The 16,583-nt window shown below is 41.5% G+C and carries 20 protein-coding genes; 3 read left to right on the top strand and 17 right to left on the bottom strand.

Going from position 1 to position 16,583, the window contains the following annotated elements:
- Window positions 1–13: 13 nt before the first annotated feature.
- The 8 genes from hisIE to hisG all read right to left on the bottom strand — a co-directional run bounded on the left by hisIE (window position 14) and on the right by hisG (window position 7,321).
- A complete protein-coding gene (gene hisIE, locus IGI50_RS03810) occupies window positions 14–649 on the bottom strand; it encodes a bifunctional phosphoribosyl-AMP cyclohydrolase/phosphoribosyl-ATP diphosphatase HisIE (protein ID WP_438776196.1) in 636 nt (211 codons plus the stop codon).
- 79 nt (window positions 650–728) lie between these two features.
- Window positions 729–1,487, bottom strand: coding sequence for an imidazole glycerol phosphate synthase subunit HisF (hisF, locus tag IGI50_RS03805; protein WP_438776195.1), 759 nt, complete (start codon window positions 1,485–1,487; stop codon window positions 729–731).
- On the bottom strand, window positions 1,484–2,203 hold the full coding sequence (gene hisA / locus IGI50_RS03800; RefSeq protein ID WP_438776194.1) for a 1-(5-phosphoribosyl)-5-[(5-phosphoribosylamino)methylideneamino]imidazole-4-carboxamide isomerase: 720 nt from the start codon (window positions 2,201–2,203) through the stop codon (window positions 1,484–1,486). The genes hisF and hisA overlap by 4 nt, the downstream gene beginning before the upstream one ends.
- A complete protein-coding gene (gene hisH, locus IGI50_RS03795) occupies window positions 2,200–2,826 on the bottom strand; it encodes an imidazole glycerol phosphate synthase subunit HisH (RefSeq protein WP_438776193.1) in 627 nt (208 codons plus the stop codon). Before hisH ends, hisA begins: the two co-directional genes overlap by 4 nt.
- A 13-nt stretch (window positions 2,827–2,839) precedes the next feature.
- Window positions 2,840–3,433, bottom strand: coding sequence for an imidazoleglycerol-phosphate dehydratase HisB (gene hisB / locus IGI50_RS03790; RefSeq protein WP_010746662.1), 594 nt, complete (start codon window positions 3,431–3,433; stop codon window positions 2,840–2,842).
- Window positions 3,430–4,488 (bottom strand): histidinol-phosphate transaminase, encoded by a 1,059-nt coding sequence (gene hisC, locus IGI50_RS03785; RefSeq protein WP_438776192.1) that lies wholly within the window; start codon window positions 4,486–4,488, stop codon window positions 3,430–3,432. Before hisC ends, hisB begins: the two co-directional genes overlap by 4 nt.
- Window positions 4,485–5,765, bottom strand: a complete 1,281-nt coding sequence (hisD, locus tag IGI50_RS03780) for a histidinol dehydrogenase (protein WP_438776191.1) — start codon at window positions 5,763–5,765, stop codon at window positions 4,485–4,487. Before hisD ends, hisC begins: the two co-directional genes overlap by 4 nt.
- Window positions 5,762–7,321, bottom strand: a complete 1,560-nt coding sequence (gene hisG, locus IGI50_RS03775) for an ATP phosphoribosyltransferase (protein WP_010746665.1) — start codon at window positions 7,319–7,321, stop codon at window positions 5,762–5,764. Before hisG ends, hisD begins: the two co-directional genes overlap by 4 nt.
- 306 nt (window positions 7,322–7,627) lie before the next feature.
- Between hisG and IGI50_RS03770 the strand changes: the two genes are divergently transcribed.
- A complete protein-coding gene (locus IGI50_RS03770; protein ID WP_218256800.1) occupies window positions 7,628–8,056 on the top strand; it encodes a hypothetical protein in 429 nt (142 codons plus the stop codon).
- Window positions 8,037–8,411, top strand: a complete 375-nt coding sequence (locus IGI50_RS03765) for a hypothetical protein (RefSeq protein ID WP_438776190.1) — start codon at window positions 8,037–8,039, stop codon at window positions 8,409–8,411. Before IGI50_RS03770 ends, IGI50_RS03765 begins: the two co-directional genes overlap by 20 nt.
- Window positions 8,412–8,438: 27 nt before the next feature.
- On the opposite strand, the gene recO is transcribed toward IGI50_RS03765, so the two are convergent.
- The 9 genes from recO to IGI50_RS03720 form a co-directional block, all read right to left on the bottom strand.
- Window positions 8,439–9,215, bottom strand: a complete 777-nt coding sequence (recO, locus tag IGI50_RS03760) for a DNA repair protein RecO (RefSeq protein ID WP_245001286.1) — start codon at window positions 9,213–9,215, stop codon at window positions 8,439–8,441.
- A gap of 72 nt (window positions 9,216–9,287) precedes the next feature.
- Entirely contained in the window at window positions 9,288–10,187 is a 900-nt protein-coding gene (gene era, locus IGI50_RS03755) for a GTPase Era (RefSeq protein WP_438776189.1), read from the bottom strand.
- A 36-nt stretch (window positions 10,188–10,223) separates the two neighbouring features.
- On the bottom strand, window positions 10,224–10,619 hold the full coding sequence (locus IGI50_RS03750) for a diacylglycerol kinase family protein (RefSeq protein ID WP_010746670.1): 396 nt from the start codon (window positions 10,617–10,619) through the stop codon (window positions 10,224–10,226).
- A complete protein-coding gene (gene ybeY / locus IGI50_RS03745) occupies window positions 10,597–11,070 on the bottom strand; it encodes an rRNA maturation RNase YbeY (RefSeq protein WP_010746671.1) in 474 nt (157 codons plus the stop codon). The genes IGI50_RS03750 and ybeY overlap by 23 nt, the downstream gene beginning before the upstream one ends.
- Window positions 11,070–13,274: an HD family phosphohydrolase gene (locus tag IGI50_RS03740; protein WP_438776188.1), complete on the bottom strand. Its 2,205-nt coding sequence runs from the start codon at window positions 13,272–13,274 to the stop codon at window positions 11,070–11,072. The genes ybeY and IGI50_RS03740 overlap by 1 nt, the downstream gene beginning before the upstream one ends.
- 15 nt (window positions 13,275–13,289) lie before the next feature.
- Window positions 13,290–14,210: a PhoH family protein gene (locus IGI50_RS03735; protein ID WP_051095960.1), complete on the bottom strand. Its 921-nt coding sequence runs from the start codon at window positions 14,208–14,210 to the stop codon at window positions 13,290–13,292.
- A gap of 211 nt (window positions 14,211–14,421) precedes the next feature.
- The gene (locus tag IGI50_RS03730) at window positions 14,422–14,868 is read right to left on the bottom strand and encodes a GatB/YqeY domain-containing protein (RefSeq protein WP_438776187.1); all 447 of its coding nucleotides are present in this window, start codon (window positions 14,866–14,868) and stop codon (window positions 14,422–14,424) included.
- 21 nt (window positions 14,869–14,889) lie between these two features.
- On the bottom strand, window positions 14,890–15,066 hold the full coding sequence (rpsU, locus tag IGI50_RS03725) for a 30S ribosomal protein S21 (protein ID WP_002356740.1): 177 nt from the start codon (window positions 15,064–15,066) through the stop codon (window positions 14,890–14,892).
- Window positions 15,067–15,204: 138 nt separating this feature from the next.
- Window positions 15,205–15,642, bottom strand: a complete 438-nt coding sequence (locus tag IGI50_RS03720) for a Fur family transcriptional regulator (RefSeq protein ID WP_028020179.1) — start codon at window positions 15,640–15,642, stop codon at window positions 15,205–15,207.
- 84 nt (window positions 15,643–15,726) lie between these two features.
- Here IGI50_RS03720 and IGI50_RS03715 point away from each other — a divergent pair, with 84 nt between their 5' ends.
- Window positions 15,727–16,581, top strand: a complete 855-nt coding sequence (locus tag IGI50_RS03715; protein WP_010746676.1) for a pyruvate, water dikinase regulatory protein — start codon at window positions 15,727–15,729, stop codon at window positions 16,579–16,581.
- Window positions 16,582–16,583 lie beyond the last annotated feature (2 nt).

Raw genomic sequence — 16,583 nt, 5'->3', positions numbered from 1 at the left:
CTGACCTCCAATTTTACTGCATCCGTTCTTGCTTCACCTTTTTATCGACAACATGCCGATTGGCTAATTCTTGACGTACCTCAGTCAAGTCAATCCCCATCTCAACCATCAATACAAGGACATGATACACCAAATCGGAAATTTCGAAAACAGTCTCTTTGTGATCCTCTTTCATCGCGCCGATCACTACCTCAGTGGATTCTTCTCCGACCTTCTTTAAAATTTTTTCGACACCTTTTTCAAATAAATAGCTCGTATAGCTGCCTTCTTGGGGAGCTTCCTTGCGCCCCTTGACAAGCTTGTACAAAGCATCAATTGTTGCTTGTTGATCATCCTCACCGTATAAGAGTTCATTAAAGCAGCTCTCCGCACCAGTATGACAAGCTGGACCATCTTTTTTCACCTTCGCTACTAAGGCATCCTGATCGCAATCTAGTTTTAACGAAACAAGATGCTGATAGTTTCCGCTGGTTTCACCTTTGCGCCACAATTCTTTGCGGCTGCGTGAATAGAAGGTCATTAATTGATCCTTCAATGTTAATTCATAGCTTTCTTGATTCATATAAGCTAATGTCAATACTTCATTGGTTTCGGCATCTTGTACGATCACCGGAATCAATCCTTGTTCGTCGAATGTTAATTCAGTCATCCCATGCCCTCCTTATTCCTATCAATGTAATTAATTTTCATTCAGTATACCATTCTGCTAATCTTGTAGAACTGACTGTCTAAACGATGCGGACAGGAATATCCGCCGTCATCAATTGTTTTTTCAGATCAGGAATCTTTACTTCACCATAATGAAAAATCGATGCAGCTAAGCCAGCCTCAATTTTAGGCAATTGAAACAGGTCAATGAAATCTTCACCTTTTCCAGCACCACCAGAGGCTACGATCGGCAACGTGGTAATCTCACTGACTGCCTTCAGCAGTTTTAAATCAAACCCTTGCTTTACCCCATCTGTATCCATGCTGTTGATGACTAGTTCACCAGCTCCTAATTGCTCTCCCTGACGAATCCACTCTAGGGCTTCCATTCCTGTATCTTCTCGTCCACCTTTAGCAAAGACATGCCATTCATCTCCGACACGGCGAACATCTACTGACAAGACCACACATTGACTGCCGTAGCGCTTCGCCCCCTCTTCAATCAGTTGAGGACGGCGAATCGCACCAGAATTAACGCTGACCTTATCCGCGCCACAATTCAAGACGCGTTCAAAATCAGACACTTCATTAATCCCGCCACCAACCGTCAACGGAATAAAGACCTCAGAAGCGACACCCTTCAAAATATCAGTGAACAACCCTCGCTCTTCCGCCGAAGCAGTGATATCATAAAAAACCAGCTCATCGGCTCCCTGCTCATTATAAAAACGCGCTAAAGTCACTGGATCATTGACGTCCTGCAGTCCAGCAAAATTGACTCCCTTAACTACACGGCCATCGCGAACATCTAAACATGGGACAATTCTTTTTGCGATCATTGATCGTCACCCCCAGCTTGCAAGACCTCTTCCATTTTTAAGCTTCCGTTGTAGAGCGATTTTCCAACGATTACACCGCTTATCCCTAATTGTTTTAAGCCTTCAATATCCTTTAATGATGCGACACCGCCAGAGGCTACGATTTCTATATCTAATTGATTCAATTTTTGATACAGCGGCAGATTAATGCCTTCACCCGTTCCATCACGAGAAATCTCAGTGAAGATGATTGTCTCTGCACCCCAAGCAGCTAGTTGCTGACAAAATTCAAAGGCATCGGTCTCTGTTTTCTCCAGCCATCCTTCTACAGCTACCTTTTCATCTTTGGCATCGACCCCGATAGCGATCTTACTGCCGTATTTTTTTAACATCGCTTGTGTGAAAGCTGGATCTTTTTGCGCGATTGTCCCGAGTATTACCCGATCCACCCCTGCAGACAAGCAATGTTCGATCGTTTCCTCGTCACGAATACCGCCACCTACTTCTACAAAAAGATTGGTGTTCTCAGCGATTTTTTTTGCGATTTCAAAATAATGAAGCTTGCCAGCTTTGGCACCATCTAAATCGACTAAATGCAGGAATTTTGCTCCTGCTTTTTCAAAGGATTGCGCAAAAGCTACAGGATCGTCGCCGAAAACTTCCTTTTGCCCATAGTCCCCTTGATACAATCGAACGACTTTCTGGTCTAGAAGATCAATTGCGGGAAAAATTTTCATACCGGCACCTCCGTAAATGCTTTTAAGATTTTCAAGCCAACTTCACCGCTCTTCTCAGGATGGAACTGCGTCCCAAAAACATTACCATTCTGCACAATTCCTGGAATGGAAACACCATACTCGCTGTCTGCGACTAAATGTTCTTGGCAATCCGTCGCATAGTAGCTGTGAACGTAATAAACAAAATCCTCTTTACCCAACGACTTTACCAGTGGACTTTCAGCATTTCGCACGTCCAATTTATTCCATCCGATCTGCGGTACTTTTAGGTCAATCTTTTTTTGATCAAAGGCCTCTCGCATCGAAACGATCCGGCCGGGAATCAAGCCTAATCCAGGATGCTTCCCGAATTCTTCACTTTTATCAAATAAAAGCTGCATGCCCAGACAAATTCCTAAAAACGGTTTGCCTGAAGCGGCTAATTCTTGAATCGGTTCGACTAGCGATAATTCCTCCAGCTTTTTCCGTGCATCGCCAAACGCGCCGACACCAGGTAAGATAATTCGCTCTGCTGCCTTCAGTTCCTCTAACGAACGTGTGATTTTACATTCCACACCTAAATATTCCAATGAGCGTGACAAACTAAACAAATTGCCAACGCCATAATCAATAATTGCTAGCATCGCTTGTCTCCTCCTAGTTTATCGTCCCTTTAGTGGATGGAATCTCATCTGGCGCCAATTGATTGATCGCTACGGCTTCTCCCAATGCACGCCCAAATCCCTTAAAGCAAGCCTCCACAATATGATGGCTATTTTTTCCAGCGATTTGATGTAAATGGATCGTCGCACCTAGTTCACGAGCAAAGGCAATGAAAAATTCTTCTACTAGCTCTGTATCAAACTGCTGCCCAATCTTTTCACTAGGAATGTCCAGCTCGACGACTGCCATACCACGACCACTAATATCGATGGCTGACATCACCAATGCTTCATCCATTGGCAACAGCATACTACCGTAACGTTTGATTCCACGCCGTTCGCCTAGACTTTCTGAAAAAGCCCGACCGATCGCGATGGCGACATCTTCGGTTGTATGATGCGCATCTACTTCAATATCTCCATCACAAACAAGTTCAAGATCAAAACGGCCATGACGAACAAACAGCTCTAACATATGGTCTAGAAAGCCTACTCCCGTTTTAATCGTTTGCTGTCCGGTACCATCCACAGTCAAAGAAAGCTGGATCTTCGTTTCGGATGTGTTACGTGTTACTTCGGCCTTTCTCATGCTTTCACCTCATTTAATATTGTTGTCAAGACAACGATCAGCTGCTCCATCTGCTCTTTCGTTCCTACAGTAATTCGCAAGTAGTCTTTTGTTCGTGGTTGATTGAACCAGCGCACGAGGATTTTCTTCTCTCTTAAAGCCAGAAAAAGACTTTCGCCTGAGAGTTTTGGATGCTTCGCAAACAAGAAATTTCCTTGACTGTCCGTTTGTTCGAATCCTAGCTTGGTTAACTCCTGCTTGCTCCACTCTCTGACCTTGATCGTTTCTTGAACCTTCTGATCCACATACACTTGCTCCTGCAAGACAGCACTACCCGCGGCTTGCGTCAAGCTGTTAACGTTGTATGGATTTAAACTGAAACGCAGTCGATTCAAATCCGCAATTAAATCCGTGTTCCCTATTCCGAAGCCCAAACGCGCTCCCGCCAATTGACGAGATTTCGAAAAGGTTCCTACGACAAATAGATTCTTGTATTGATTAATTAAAGAAACCATTGATTTTCCGCCGAAGTCGATATAAGCTTCATCAACGACCACTAAACGATCTGGATGACGTTCAAGAAAGGCGCAAATATCGTCTTGCGGCAAATAGATACCTGTTGGTGCATTGGGGTTCGCAAAAATGACCGTTCCTTTTAATGCATCGTACTCAGCTAAGTCTAGCGAAAAATCTTCTTTTAACGGAATCACAGTGGATTCCACTTGATACAGTCCGCTGTAAACTTGATAAAAACCATAGGTTACATCTGGAAAGGCGATGCCTTTTTCAGTAAAGCCTTGGAAAATGTAAGAGAGGACTTCATCACTGCCGTTACCTAGAAAAAGCTGCTCTTGCTTCACTCCCAGATATTTTGCTAAAGGCTTTGCGACAGCCTCTACCGCAATATCTGAATAACGATTCAATTTCTGAGCGGCCTCTGCTACTGCTTTTTGAACATTAGGCGCTGGAGGATACGGGCTTTCGTTTGTATTTAATTTAATGTATGCTGATTCATCCACCTGCTCCCCAGGTGTATAAGGCGTTAAATTCTGATACGTTTGATTTAAAAAGCTCATGCATCCTCACCTCTTCGCACCTTCATTGATCGCGCGTGCCCCATTAGATTCTCGGTCTCCGCAAACAATTCTACCGCTGGTCCAACGGCGTTCATCGCCTCTTCTGTGTAATAAAGATAGCTGCTCTTCTTAACAAAATCATCCACTGAAAGCGGAGAGTAAAATCGGGCTGTTCCTTCTGTCGGCAAAGTATGGTTCGGACCGGCAAAATAATCTCCCAAAACTTCTGGCGTGTGGTGTCCCAAAAAGACACTGCCGGCATTCTCAACTTTACCTAACAAGGCAAAGGGTTCAGCCACAGACAACTCTAAATGCTCTGGTGCAATTTGATTCGCAATCGACAGTGCTTCATCTAAGTCTTTAACTAAAATAATTTTACCATTATTTTCAATAGCCGCTGCCGCGATTTCTTGTCGAGGCAATACAGCGAGTTGCTGTGCGACTTCTGCTTGAACCTCTTCAATCAAGGCTTCTTCTGTTGTTACTAGAATTGCTTGGGCTAACTTGTCATGCTCTGCCTGTGCCAGAAGATCCGCTGCGATCCAACGAGGATTCGCGCTGTGATCCGCCACAATCAACACATCGCTAGGTCCCGCAATCATATCGATATCTACTTCACCGTAGACCATTTTTTTAGCCGTAGCGACATAGATATTACCTGGACCTACGATTTTGTCTACTTTTGGAATGGTCTCTGTTCCGTAAGCAAGTGCAGCGACCCCATGAGCACCTCCGACTTTATAAATCTCATCAACTCCGGCAATGGAAGCAGCCGCTAAAATAGCCGCTGGAACATTGCCTTCGTTATCTGTGGGAGTCACCATGACAATTTTCTTAACGCCAGCAATTTTTGCTGGCAATACATCCATTAATACAGTACTAGGATAAGCCGCTGTTCCCCCAGGGACATAAACCCCTACTCGAGCTAACGGAAGGATTCGCTGCCCCATAACTACGCCGCTATCTTCTGTCGAAACAAACCCTTGGCGTACTTGTTTTTGATGAAAGGACCAAATATTTTCTTTTGATTGCTCCATCACCTTTAGTAATTCTGGAGAAACTGCCTTTAATGCTGAATCGATCTCTTCTTGACTGACCGCTAAGGAATCCAAAGCTACATGATCGATTTCTTCGATTATTTGATAAAGCGCTTGATCCCCATCCGTTTGGACACGCTTGATTATTTTTGATACAACATCAGAAACATCGGCAGTTTCAGAATATTTCCGTGCTAAAATCGTTTTTAGTGGCACTTTTTGTGTTGAATAAACTCTCATAGCTGCTTCCTCACCTTCTCGATCACCTTTTGAATTCGTTCCTGTTTAAATCGCCACGTCGCGTTATTAATAATGAAACGAGCAGAAGACGGAGCAATCTCTTGAATTACTTTTAAATCATTCTCCTTCAACGTTGTACCCGTCTCCACAATGTCTACGATCACATCGGATAATCCCAATAGCGGTGCCAGTTCAATTGAACCATGCAGATGAATCAATTCCACGGAACGGCCGAGACCTTCATAAAACTCTCGGGTAATTCGCGGATACTTGGTGGATACTCGCAACGGTCGGGAGAAGTCTTCTTCAAAGTCGTTATGAGCAGCCACGGCCAATCGACATTTTCCCATATGCAAATCAAGAAACTCAATGACTTCGGCCTTACTTTCCAATAAAATATCTTTGCCTACCACACCGATATCCGCCGCACCATGCTCCACGTAGATCGCTACATCACTAGGCTTCACTAAAAAGAAACGCAATTTATTGTCCTCATCGCAAAAAATCAGTTTGCGATTTTCTTCAAAAACGCCTTCTGCTGCCACACCGGCCTTAGTGAACAGCTCATAGACTGCGTCACCCATCCGTCCCTTCGGTAAAGCGATATTCAAATACTCAGAGCTTTGATTATCTGACGGCAATTTCTGCCCCACATGATTTAGTTTCATTCCGAAACCGAGTGCTCCCTGATCCTTTCCTTGACGGCTCATTAAACGATCATAGCGACCACCATATAAAATGGTTTCTCGCGCTTCTTTAATAAAGCCTTGGAATAAAAGGCCGCTATAATAGTCGGCATCATTCATAATAGAGAAATCAATTCGCAAGCGAATCTTGTCGGATAGTTTTTCTTCCTGCAGCGCTGTATATAGTTGTTTCAATTCTTCTAAGCCTGCTTGAGCCTTAGGATACGTCGCTAATAGTTTCTTCGCTCGTTGATATTTCGTTTCAAAATTCCCGGATAGGCGAACCAATTTGGCTAAATTTTCCGATTCCTCTTTAGACAATCCAGCTTTTGCCGTCAGCTCATCCATGCCGTGAGAGCTCTTATCACGTAGACAGTCTAAGACCCTCTGGCGATCCTCCTCTGGAAAACGATCACAGATCCCATTCAAAATCCCCATATGAGAAAGGTCTAACGTCCCTTCACCCACTTGAGCCAAGCTTTCCCAAGCCAATTTTAAAACTTCTAGCTGATCTTCCCAGGTAATGTCGTCAATGATTTCTAAACCGATTTGATAGATTTTTTGGTATTCTCCAGCCTGTCGGTCGTGACGGTACACATCCTCGACATAATAAACTTTTCGTGCTTCACCCGCAGGTGTATTTTTAGCGATCGATAAAGTCACATCCGGCTTTAATGCCATAGTCCGTCCATCATTTCCCGTGAAGGTAATAATAGAAGAATTCCGCAAAAAATTGTAGCTCTGCTGATAATTTCCATATTCTTCAAAGTTATTTAAGTGATAAGGATGAAAATGATGCTGAGTATACAACTTTCTTAGCTTCAATTCGATTTGTTCTTCTGGTCTCAGTACTTCCCATAATTCTTCCACATTATCACTCCTAATTATGTATAGTTTCTATAGAAAAAATCCTCCAATGTGAGGCGACTCCTTTTATGGCTTAAATAAAAAAGAGCGAACCAATTTTCTTTTAACAGCCGCAAACATTAGTGTTTTCTAACAATATTAATTGTTTTGCCATAAATTAGCAATGGTAATCTGTGAAAGAACGCACTTTTTGCTAAAAGTTCGAAAATAAATGAATCAATAATAGAAGAATTTCTTAGATTCTTTTTAGAAACCTATCTGTTTTCTGCTATACTTTTGGTAGCTTGATGCAGATTGGAGGAGTGAGAAATGTTCACTAAATTAAAGAAATGGAATCATTCGTTTAAATTATTTATGATTAAAAGGCCTTTCTTGTATACCCTATTTTTACTAGCGATTTTTCTCATTACGCAAATGATCATCAATGTCTATAGAAACGAACCCATACTAGCGAATTTTACCAATAATCTAGCTGTATTTTGGATTCTAATCGTGGGTTATCTCGCCTCTTGGCTATCAAAAAAGCAGGGGAAACAATTTTTGATTTGTTTTCTCTTCACCTTCACTTATTTAATGATTCAAAGTATTCTTGACAAAAGCATCGTAGATTATACTTCCGTGCTTATACTTTTATTCCTAGCTCTTCTGTTAGGCGGTATTTCATGGATGTTAGCTGACACTGTTGCCTCGCGAAAAAAAGAATTGGAGAAATCTGAAGATGAATCAACCAACTCCTAAAAACAGAAAAATCAATAATCAATTATTAGTCCTGTATATATTCTTCGGATCACTGCTATTTGATTGGTCTCATGATCTATTTACAAATGGCTGGTCACTTAAGCCCCTCTTCAATATCACGGCTATTCTATTGTTTTTGATAGTTTCTTACTTGGTTGAAAGGAAAACGAGCTTATCCCCTACAGCACGAGGGCTGTTCTATTTTCTTTACTTTCTGATTATCGGAACAATCGCTTCTGCAATCATCTATAGCAATCAATTAAATGGTCAAATGCTGTTCCTGTATTTATTCCTTTCTTTTGTGGGCACTCTTATTTGGCTATTTGTTTGTAAAAAATTAAGAGCAAAAAAATAACCTGCAACACCCATTAGGTTTTGCAGATTACTCTTCTCTTGGTTTTAGCACGTCTTGCCATTCACTCATTTGATCAATAAACTTCTTGCTTTTTAAGTGCAACCCGATATATTCCTCATAGAGCTGATCCAATGTCTGGCGGATCGCTTTTTTTGTTTCCAGCTTTAAATTGATGGTATTGATGTTTTCGTAGGTGATGCTGTTAAACATTCGAAGAAAATAGATTGCTCGTGGATCGGCATGGTAGCGATGCTGGTCCAAATGCCAATGCTCTTCACAGAGGATCCCATTGTATTTCGAAGAAAAATCAAATGCGCCAGTTCTTTTCCCGCAGACCCCGCAGGCCTGCCAATTCAGAGAAATACCAAAACGCTGCATGATCTGAACTTCGTAGATATTCATGATCGTCTCGCCGTCCGCTCCCTCATTCATCCGCTGCAATGCCTCTCGCGTAAATCCATACAGCGAAGGGTCATACACGTGGTCTTCAATTGCGGCATCTGCTAATCCTAAAATATAGGAGCCATAAGCATTTAAAAAAATGTCTTCCTGCAATTTACGCATAGGTTGAATTTCTTTCGCACTATTCAGGAAAGAAAGCCCCTCTGTTTTCAGATTTCCGATGAACACCGCTTCGGTAAATGGCTGAACGGCTGTCTGTAATGGATTATTGGCTCGGTGGATTCCCTTGGCGAAAAACATGACCTTCCCCGCCGATTCTGTAAATATTTTGATCAGCTTGTCCTTTTCCTTGTAATCCCGACTAAATAAAATGATGCCTTTTGTTTCACCAATTTGCGCCACAACTTCACCTCCCATTATTAACTATTCGACTTACAAAAAGCTCCACGAAAAAAATCGTGAAGCTCCTTTTCTTTAATAATCATCTTTGCGATAGCCATAATCTTGCAGATACGTTTGCTTATCGCGCCAGTCTTTTTGGACTTTCACCCAAAGCTCTAAATAAACTTTGTCTGCTAAAAGGGTTTCGATATCCTTACGGGCCTGAGTACCGATATTTTTCAGCATCTTACCGCCTTTTCCGATAATAATCCCTTTTTGGCTTGTCCGCTCTACAATAATTGTCGCTTGTATATGAACCTTATCATTTTCATCTCGCTTCATTGATTCTGTAACAACTGCTACAGAGTGAGGCACCTCATCACGGGTCAGACTCAATACTTTTTCACGAATCAATTCAGAAACGATAAAGTATTCCGGATGATCTGTAATTTGATCATCTGGGAAATATTGTGGACCTTCATCCATTTGATCGACTAAAACTTCTAATAAATGTTCCACATTATTTCCTTCAGTCGCTGAGATCGGGATGATCTCTTTGAAATCCATAATCGTACGATAGTCATCAATGATTGCTAGCAAATCGTCTGGATGGATTGTATCAATCTTATTGATCACTAGGTAAACTGGGACTTCCTGTTGGCTTAAACGCTCCAAGATGAAATCATCTCCGCGTCCACGCTTTTGATCTGCACTGACCATGAATAGAATCGCATCGACTTCACGCAGAGCGCTGTAGGCCATCTCTACCATGTAATCCCCTAAGCGATGTTTTGGCTTATGAATTCCTGGCGTATCAATGAAGACCACCTGGGCGTCAGGAGTCGTATAAACCCCTTGGATTTTATTTCTAGTGGTTTGTGCCTTATCACTCATAATGGCGATTTTTTGTCCTACAATACGATTTAATAAGGTGGATTTCCCAACATTTGGTCGACCAACAATCGCCACAAAGCCTGATTTATGTTCTGTCATATAAAAGTCCTTTCTGAACCTTTGGTAATTACTTTTTTAAAGAAAAAGCTCAATAATTTTTGGTAGGAAGATAATCACACCCACAATAATGGCAAAGACTGACGTCACTAGAACGGCTCCAGCAGCCATATCCTTGATCTTCTTTCCAATCGGATGGAAATGACAATCCGTGACCATATCTACTACATTTTCAAATACAGTATTGATAATCTCAACAATCCAAACTAGAAAGACTGCTAGAAAAATCCACAGCCACTCAAGCACCGATACGCCCAGCAAGAATGCCACCAAAATTGCCATTAGCCCAAAGACTACATGGGCACGCATGTTGCGCTCTTCTTGAAAAACTGTCTTAATTCCTTGAATCGCAAATTCCAAAGATGTGACAAAATGCTTGTTTTTTTCCGTTTTATCTTTTAAGTCCATAGGCATCTAATATCTCTTTCTGTAGACCAAACATCTCTTTCTCATCCTCAGGTGTCATATGGTCATACCCATTGATATGTAAAAAGCCATGTACGGCTAGAAACCCTAGTTCACGGTCAAAACTGTGTCCATACTCTTCTGCCTGTTCACGGGCACGTTCTGTTGAAATCATGATATCGCCAAGATTTCGCGGCATCGGATTCTCCTCGTCCATAATGATGGGAACTTCATCTTCACCTTCTTCTTCCAAGGCGAAGCTGATTACGTCCGTTGGTGCGTCTTTATCGCGATAATCACGGTTGATCACTTGAATTGCGGCATTGTCCATAAAGGTAACAGACATTTCAGTATCTTTCGGCAGTTTTAAGTAATCAGCAGCAAATTGCAGTACGCCATCGATTTCTTGGATTTTTTCATCAGAGACCTGCTCTGTTTCGTCAATAAAAGTAATATCCATTACTCTTCTCCTTTTTTCTCTTGCTCTTCTTTCATCTTCTCGGCCTCTGACTGCATCCGTGGATACTTGATCCGTGAATGGAAGGTCGAGCTTAGTCCGCTGATCAATGATTTTTCAACGATACGAATTTCTTTTAACGTCAAACCGGAGTCATCCAGCTGTCCATCATTGATCCGTTCTTCAATTAAATTATGAACAAATTCAGTGATCTTATCAATTGAAGGGTGATCCATCGCTCGAACGGCCGCTTCACAGCTGTCAGCAATATTTACTACTCCAGCTTCTCGTGTTTGCGGCTTAGGACCTGGATAACGAAATTCAGCTTCAGTTGTATCAGGATTCCGCTCTTTTGCCTTGAAATAGAAGAATTTCATTAATGTCGTGCCATGGTGTTGATAGCAAATATCGATCACCATTTGAGGCATTTTGTATTCTTTCAAAATCTTCGCACCCTCGATAACATGACCGAAGATGATTTGTTTACTATCTTCTGGCAATAAGAAGTTATGCGGATTCTCTGCTCCAGTCGGCAGATTTTCTACGAAGAAATTCGCATGTCGAATTTTACCAATATCATGATAGTAGCAGGCTACTCGTGTTAAAAGTGAACGACCGCCGATCTCGGCTACCGCATTAGCGCTTAAGTTAGCCACCATCATTGAATGATGGTACGTTCCTGGTGCCTTTTCAAGTAATTCCTTCAATAGTGGATGATTAGGGTTACTTAGTTCATTTAGCGTAATCACACCACTGTCTGTCACTAGAATTTCAATATATGGCTGCAAGCCCATCCCCATGATAAAAGATAGGATGCTAGCTGCAAAAGCACCTAACAGTAATCCCCAAGTTTGCGGATCGGTGAAGGACATCCCTTGATAAATACTTAAAATAATCGACCAAATGATTGGAAATGCGACGATCCATAGCATTGCTTGCTTCACTTGATCGGATAGACGTTTTTGCTTAACCATGACTGCCAGCGTACCAGAAAAAAGATAGGTCATTAAGATAACCGGCAGCATATTGGTCCCAATAGCTTTGTAATAAATAAACAATGCAAAAACCGTTTGGAAAACAGCGGATAATGCCCCTGCCCGACGATTAACAAACACAGTCAAGATCAACGGCATAAAGGCTGCTGGGAAAAACAATGCCAGATTGTTCGAAGAAGCTCCTTGAAACGCCTGCAGTATTTTCATAATGAAAACACCGATCGTCATCGTCGCGCTATAAAATAGAATAAAGCGCACACGTTGAAATTCGACTTCAAACTGACGACTATAAAACCATAGCAATACCCCCTGCAAAATCGCTGACAGAATCATCGCAATCAAAGGAAAAATCGAGGTGCCTGAACTAGTCAATCCTAACAGCTTCAACTTATTAATTGCATTAGCATCGATCTGGCTTCCTTCACGGACAATAACTTCCCCTTGATAAATCATTACTGGTTGAACAGAATCACTGGCTTGTTCTTTTAGTTCATCCGTCCGCTTCTGATTTAGCGAATCATTAATAATGATGCCATTTTCCAGCAAATAGCGCATTACTTGATTTGATTCATCTGACAAACCTAATCCTTGAATTTTATCAATGGCCTGCTGTTTATATTCAGCCAGATCGCTCTGTCGGATTCGTTTTGCCATCTGTTCATCTAAAAGCTTCAGACTTTCCGTGCCAACTTTTGTCAATTCCGTCGCGCTTAATTGCACAACCGCCTGATAAAAATCCTCCGGCAGCTGCTGATAAAAGGTAACCGCATCTTGGTCCAAACCTTCAAAATTCTTTTTAACAGCGGCAACACGCTCATCAACCGTTGGCTGAGGAACCTTTTCACCATCCTTGGCCTGCGATACTTTGGTCTGATAATTTTTATCTAAATCGCTATTAGCCTTTTGGATCAACGTAATCAATTGATTGATTCGATCATGCTGCGTTTGAGCCAAATCCGCTTGATACGTATATTCTGGAGTCACAGCTTCTGCAGCCAGCTGCCGCTTCTGATCTGTTTCAGCCTTATTCTCAATCGTCTTATTCGCACGAATACTTTCTGTTGCGACTTGACCTTCTTTGTAGTCAACACTTTTTTGAATGACGCTGGAAAGCATCGTCAAAACTAGTACCAGTGAAAAGACACCTAGAATAATCGGTATAAATTTTGAACCTAATTTTTTCAGCAAGTTATTGATGGGTCGATTTAACATCCAATTCCCTCCTGACTACTTTTCTTGGCGTCGTAGGTTCTCTTGTTCATACGCTTCAATAATCTCCGCAACTACAGGATGTCGGACAACATCCCCTGCCTCAAAGTTCACGAAACGAATCTTCTTAATCCCTTGCAAGGTACGCTCCGCATGAATCAATCCACTGACTTGTCCTCTTGGTAAATCCACCTGAGACGTATCCCCGTTTACAATCATTTTGGAATTAAATCCAAGACGCGTCAAAAACATCTTCATTTGCGAAATTGTCGTATTTTGCGCCTCATCTAAAATAACAAAAGCATCATCCAATGTCCGTCCTCGCATGTATGCAAGCGGCGCAATTTCAATAACGCCACGTTCTAATAAACGGTTCGTGTGCTCCACACCGAATATCTGATGTAAAGCGTCATACATTGGGCGTAGATATGGATCAACTTTTTCCTTTAAATCTCCTGGCAGAAAGCCTAGACTTTCTCCCGCCTCTACCGCAGGGCGTGTCAAAATAATACGCTGTACCTCACCCTTTTTCAAGGCAGCGATTGCCATGACGATTGCTAGATAAGTTTTCCCCGTACCCGCTGGTCCAACACCGAAAACAACATCGGATTTTCGGATAGCTGCAATATATCGGCTTTGTCCAATATTTTTTGGGCGAATCGGTTTTCCATTTCGATCCTTTAATAGCTCTTCTTCATACATCATGACAAACTCATCTAGGTGGTTCTCACGTCCAAGACGTAATGCAGTCATTACGTCAGGAGTCGCCACCTTGATTCCACGATCAATCAAAATTTGCAATGTTCGAATAATATCTCCAACCAGTTTTGCTTCTTCTTTCGGCCCAATGATTTGGATTGTTTCTCCGCGAGTATTGATTGTCGTTTCCGTATTTTCTTCTAAAAATTTAACGTGTTTATCGTGGGTACCTAAAAGCATACTGATGTCATCTTTTCCATCAAGCTTTATCTCTAACGACTCAAAATCGTTGCTATTCAACAAGCGCTCATCCCTTCATGAATCATTCCTTCTTATAATACCACACTCTAAATAAAAGAAAAATTGTCTAACCTCTAGATAAAGAGAACCTGAGAAACTGGTTATTTAAGCCAAAAAAAGCCGAGAGAAAATTCTCTCGACTCGTTATTGCTTATTTGTTTAGAAGCTCTTTGACGACTGCGTTGACTTGATTGCCATCGGCTTTGCCTTTGACTTTCGGCATCACTGCCCCCATCACTTTACCAAATTCCTTTGGTGAAGTCGCTCCTGTTGCTGTAATCGCCTCTGAAACAATTGCACGAATCTCTTCTTCTGAAAGTTGAGCCGGCAAATATCTTTCAACAATTACAATTTCCTTTTTGACCTTATCAGCCAAATCGGTGCGATCAGCTTTTTCAAACTCGGATAGAGAATCACGACGTTGTTTCATCTCGCGAGACAATACTGTCAATTCTTCTTCGTCATTTAAATCCTGACCTTTTTTAATCTGCTCATTTTGAATCGAAGCTTTAAGCATCCGAATCACTTGCAAAGTCTCTTTATCTTTTGCTCGCATCGCTTGCTTCATGTCTTCATTCAAGGTAGTAAGTAGTGACAATAGAATCACTCCGTTCACAGACTAGAATTTCTTACGTTTTCTAGCTGCTTCTGATTTTTTCTTACGTTTCACACTTGGTTTTTCATAAAATTCACGTTTGCGAGATTCTTGTAGAGTCCCTGCTTTTGAAACGGAACGTTTGAAGCGACGAAGAGCATCGTCAAGAGATTCATTTTTACGAACCACTGTTTTTGACATATAAATTCCCTCCCTCCGGGCTTGAAATGTAACCGTTTTTGTTATTGAAATGTACTTCCAAACAACAAGACCGTCCATAAGTTATTATATCTAATGGGCTATTTTGAGTCAAGGTACTGAAGAATTTTAATTCTTAATTTATTCATGCAGTTTTTGACATTTCTCACAACGCCCATATAATTCAAAGCGGTGCCCCTCGATTTCGCAGCCATCTAATTGTTCTTTAAAGAAGTTCATTGGACACATATGGATTTCCTTTGTCATCCCGCATACAGTACAAATAAAATGATGATGATGTTCAAAATTTTCACTGCAGCTGAAGCGGAACTTCATCTCTCCTTGCAGCTCTGTGTCTTCAATCAAGCCAATTTCACAAAATTCTCTTAAATTGCGATACACCGTATCATAACTCAACCCAGGAAATTGTTCGTTCAAATAATCATAAACTTCACGAGCCGCAACGTAACGATTGCATTTGATCAAATAATCTAATAACGTTTCACGTTTCTTTGTATACTTAAAGCCATTTTCCTTTACTTTTGCCAAGGCTTTTTCTAATAAAGTCGTTTGTGTCATATTCTCCCTCGTTTCAAAGTGTAATGATTCCGAATAAACAGTATGGTATAATAAATTATTACTGATTGCAAGGGAGTTTTTCTTATGGATAGCGAAAAACAAAATGAGTTAGTCACTATTTTCATCATCTCTGATTCTGCTGGGGAAACAGCCTCTAAGCTGGCGCAAGCCTCAATGGCCCAATACCCAACCGTAGAATTTTGTCTCTTCCGTCGTACCTTTGTGCACACTGAAGAATTATTGATGAAAGCCTTAAATGACGCCAAGGCCGAAAACGGTATGATCATCTATACATTGATCGATCCAAAACTATCAAAAATTGCGAAAGAATTTTGTGACAATGAAGACCTGTTTACGATGGACCTATTGAATCCAGTTGTGAGTGAGATCGGCAGACGTGCACAGCTTGAACCAACTGGTGAACGAGGTGCGTTGCATCATCTGAATGAAAATTATTTCAAACGAATCAAAGCAATGGAATTTGCCGTAAAATACGATGATGGAAAAGATCCTCGCGGCTTTTTAGAGGCGGATGTCGTGTTATTAGGTGTGTCCCGAACATCAAAAACACCGTTGAGCTTGTACTTAGCCAACAAAAATTTAAAAGTCGCAAACTTGCCCTTGATTCCGCAAGCCCATATTCCAAAACAATTGTTTGAAATTGATCCGAAAAAAATTGTCGGCTTAACGAATGATCCTGAAGTATTAATCGGCATTCGTAAAGAACGGATGCGCGCCTATGGGCTAAACCCAGAAACAGCCTATTCAGATCGTGAAAAAATTCAAGCAGAATTGAAATTCGCCAATGATCTTTACCAAAAGCTAGGCTGTGAAATTATTAATGTCGCCACACTCTCTATTGAAGAAACAGCAGCCATGATTATGAGTGCTTTGGATCTTGAAGACCATAGTTATTACTTTATGGAAGAAGAAAGCTGAGA

Origin of the sequence: Enterococcus sp. DIV0170, assembly GCF_051710765.1 — a bacterium.
Lineage (GTDB): Bacteria > Bacillota > Bacilli > Lactobacillales > Enterococcaceae > Enterococcus_A > Enterococcus_A raffinosus.
Note: the sequence above shows the minus strand (reverse complement) of the source record. Positions and strands in the feature narration are given on the sequence as shown.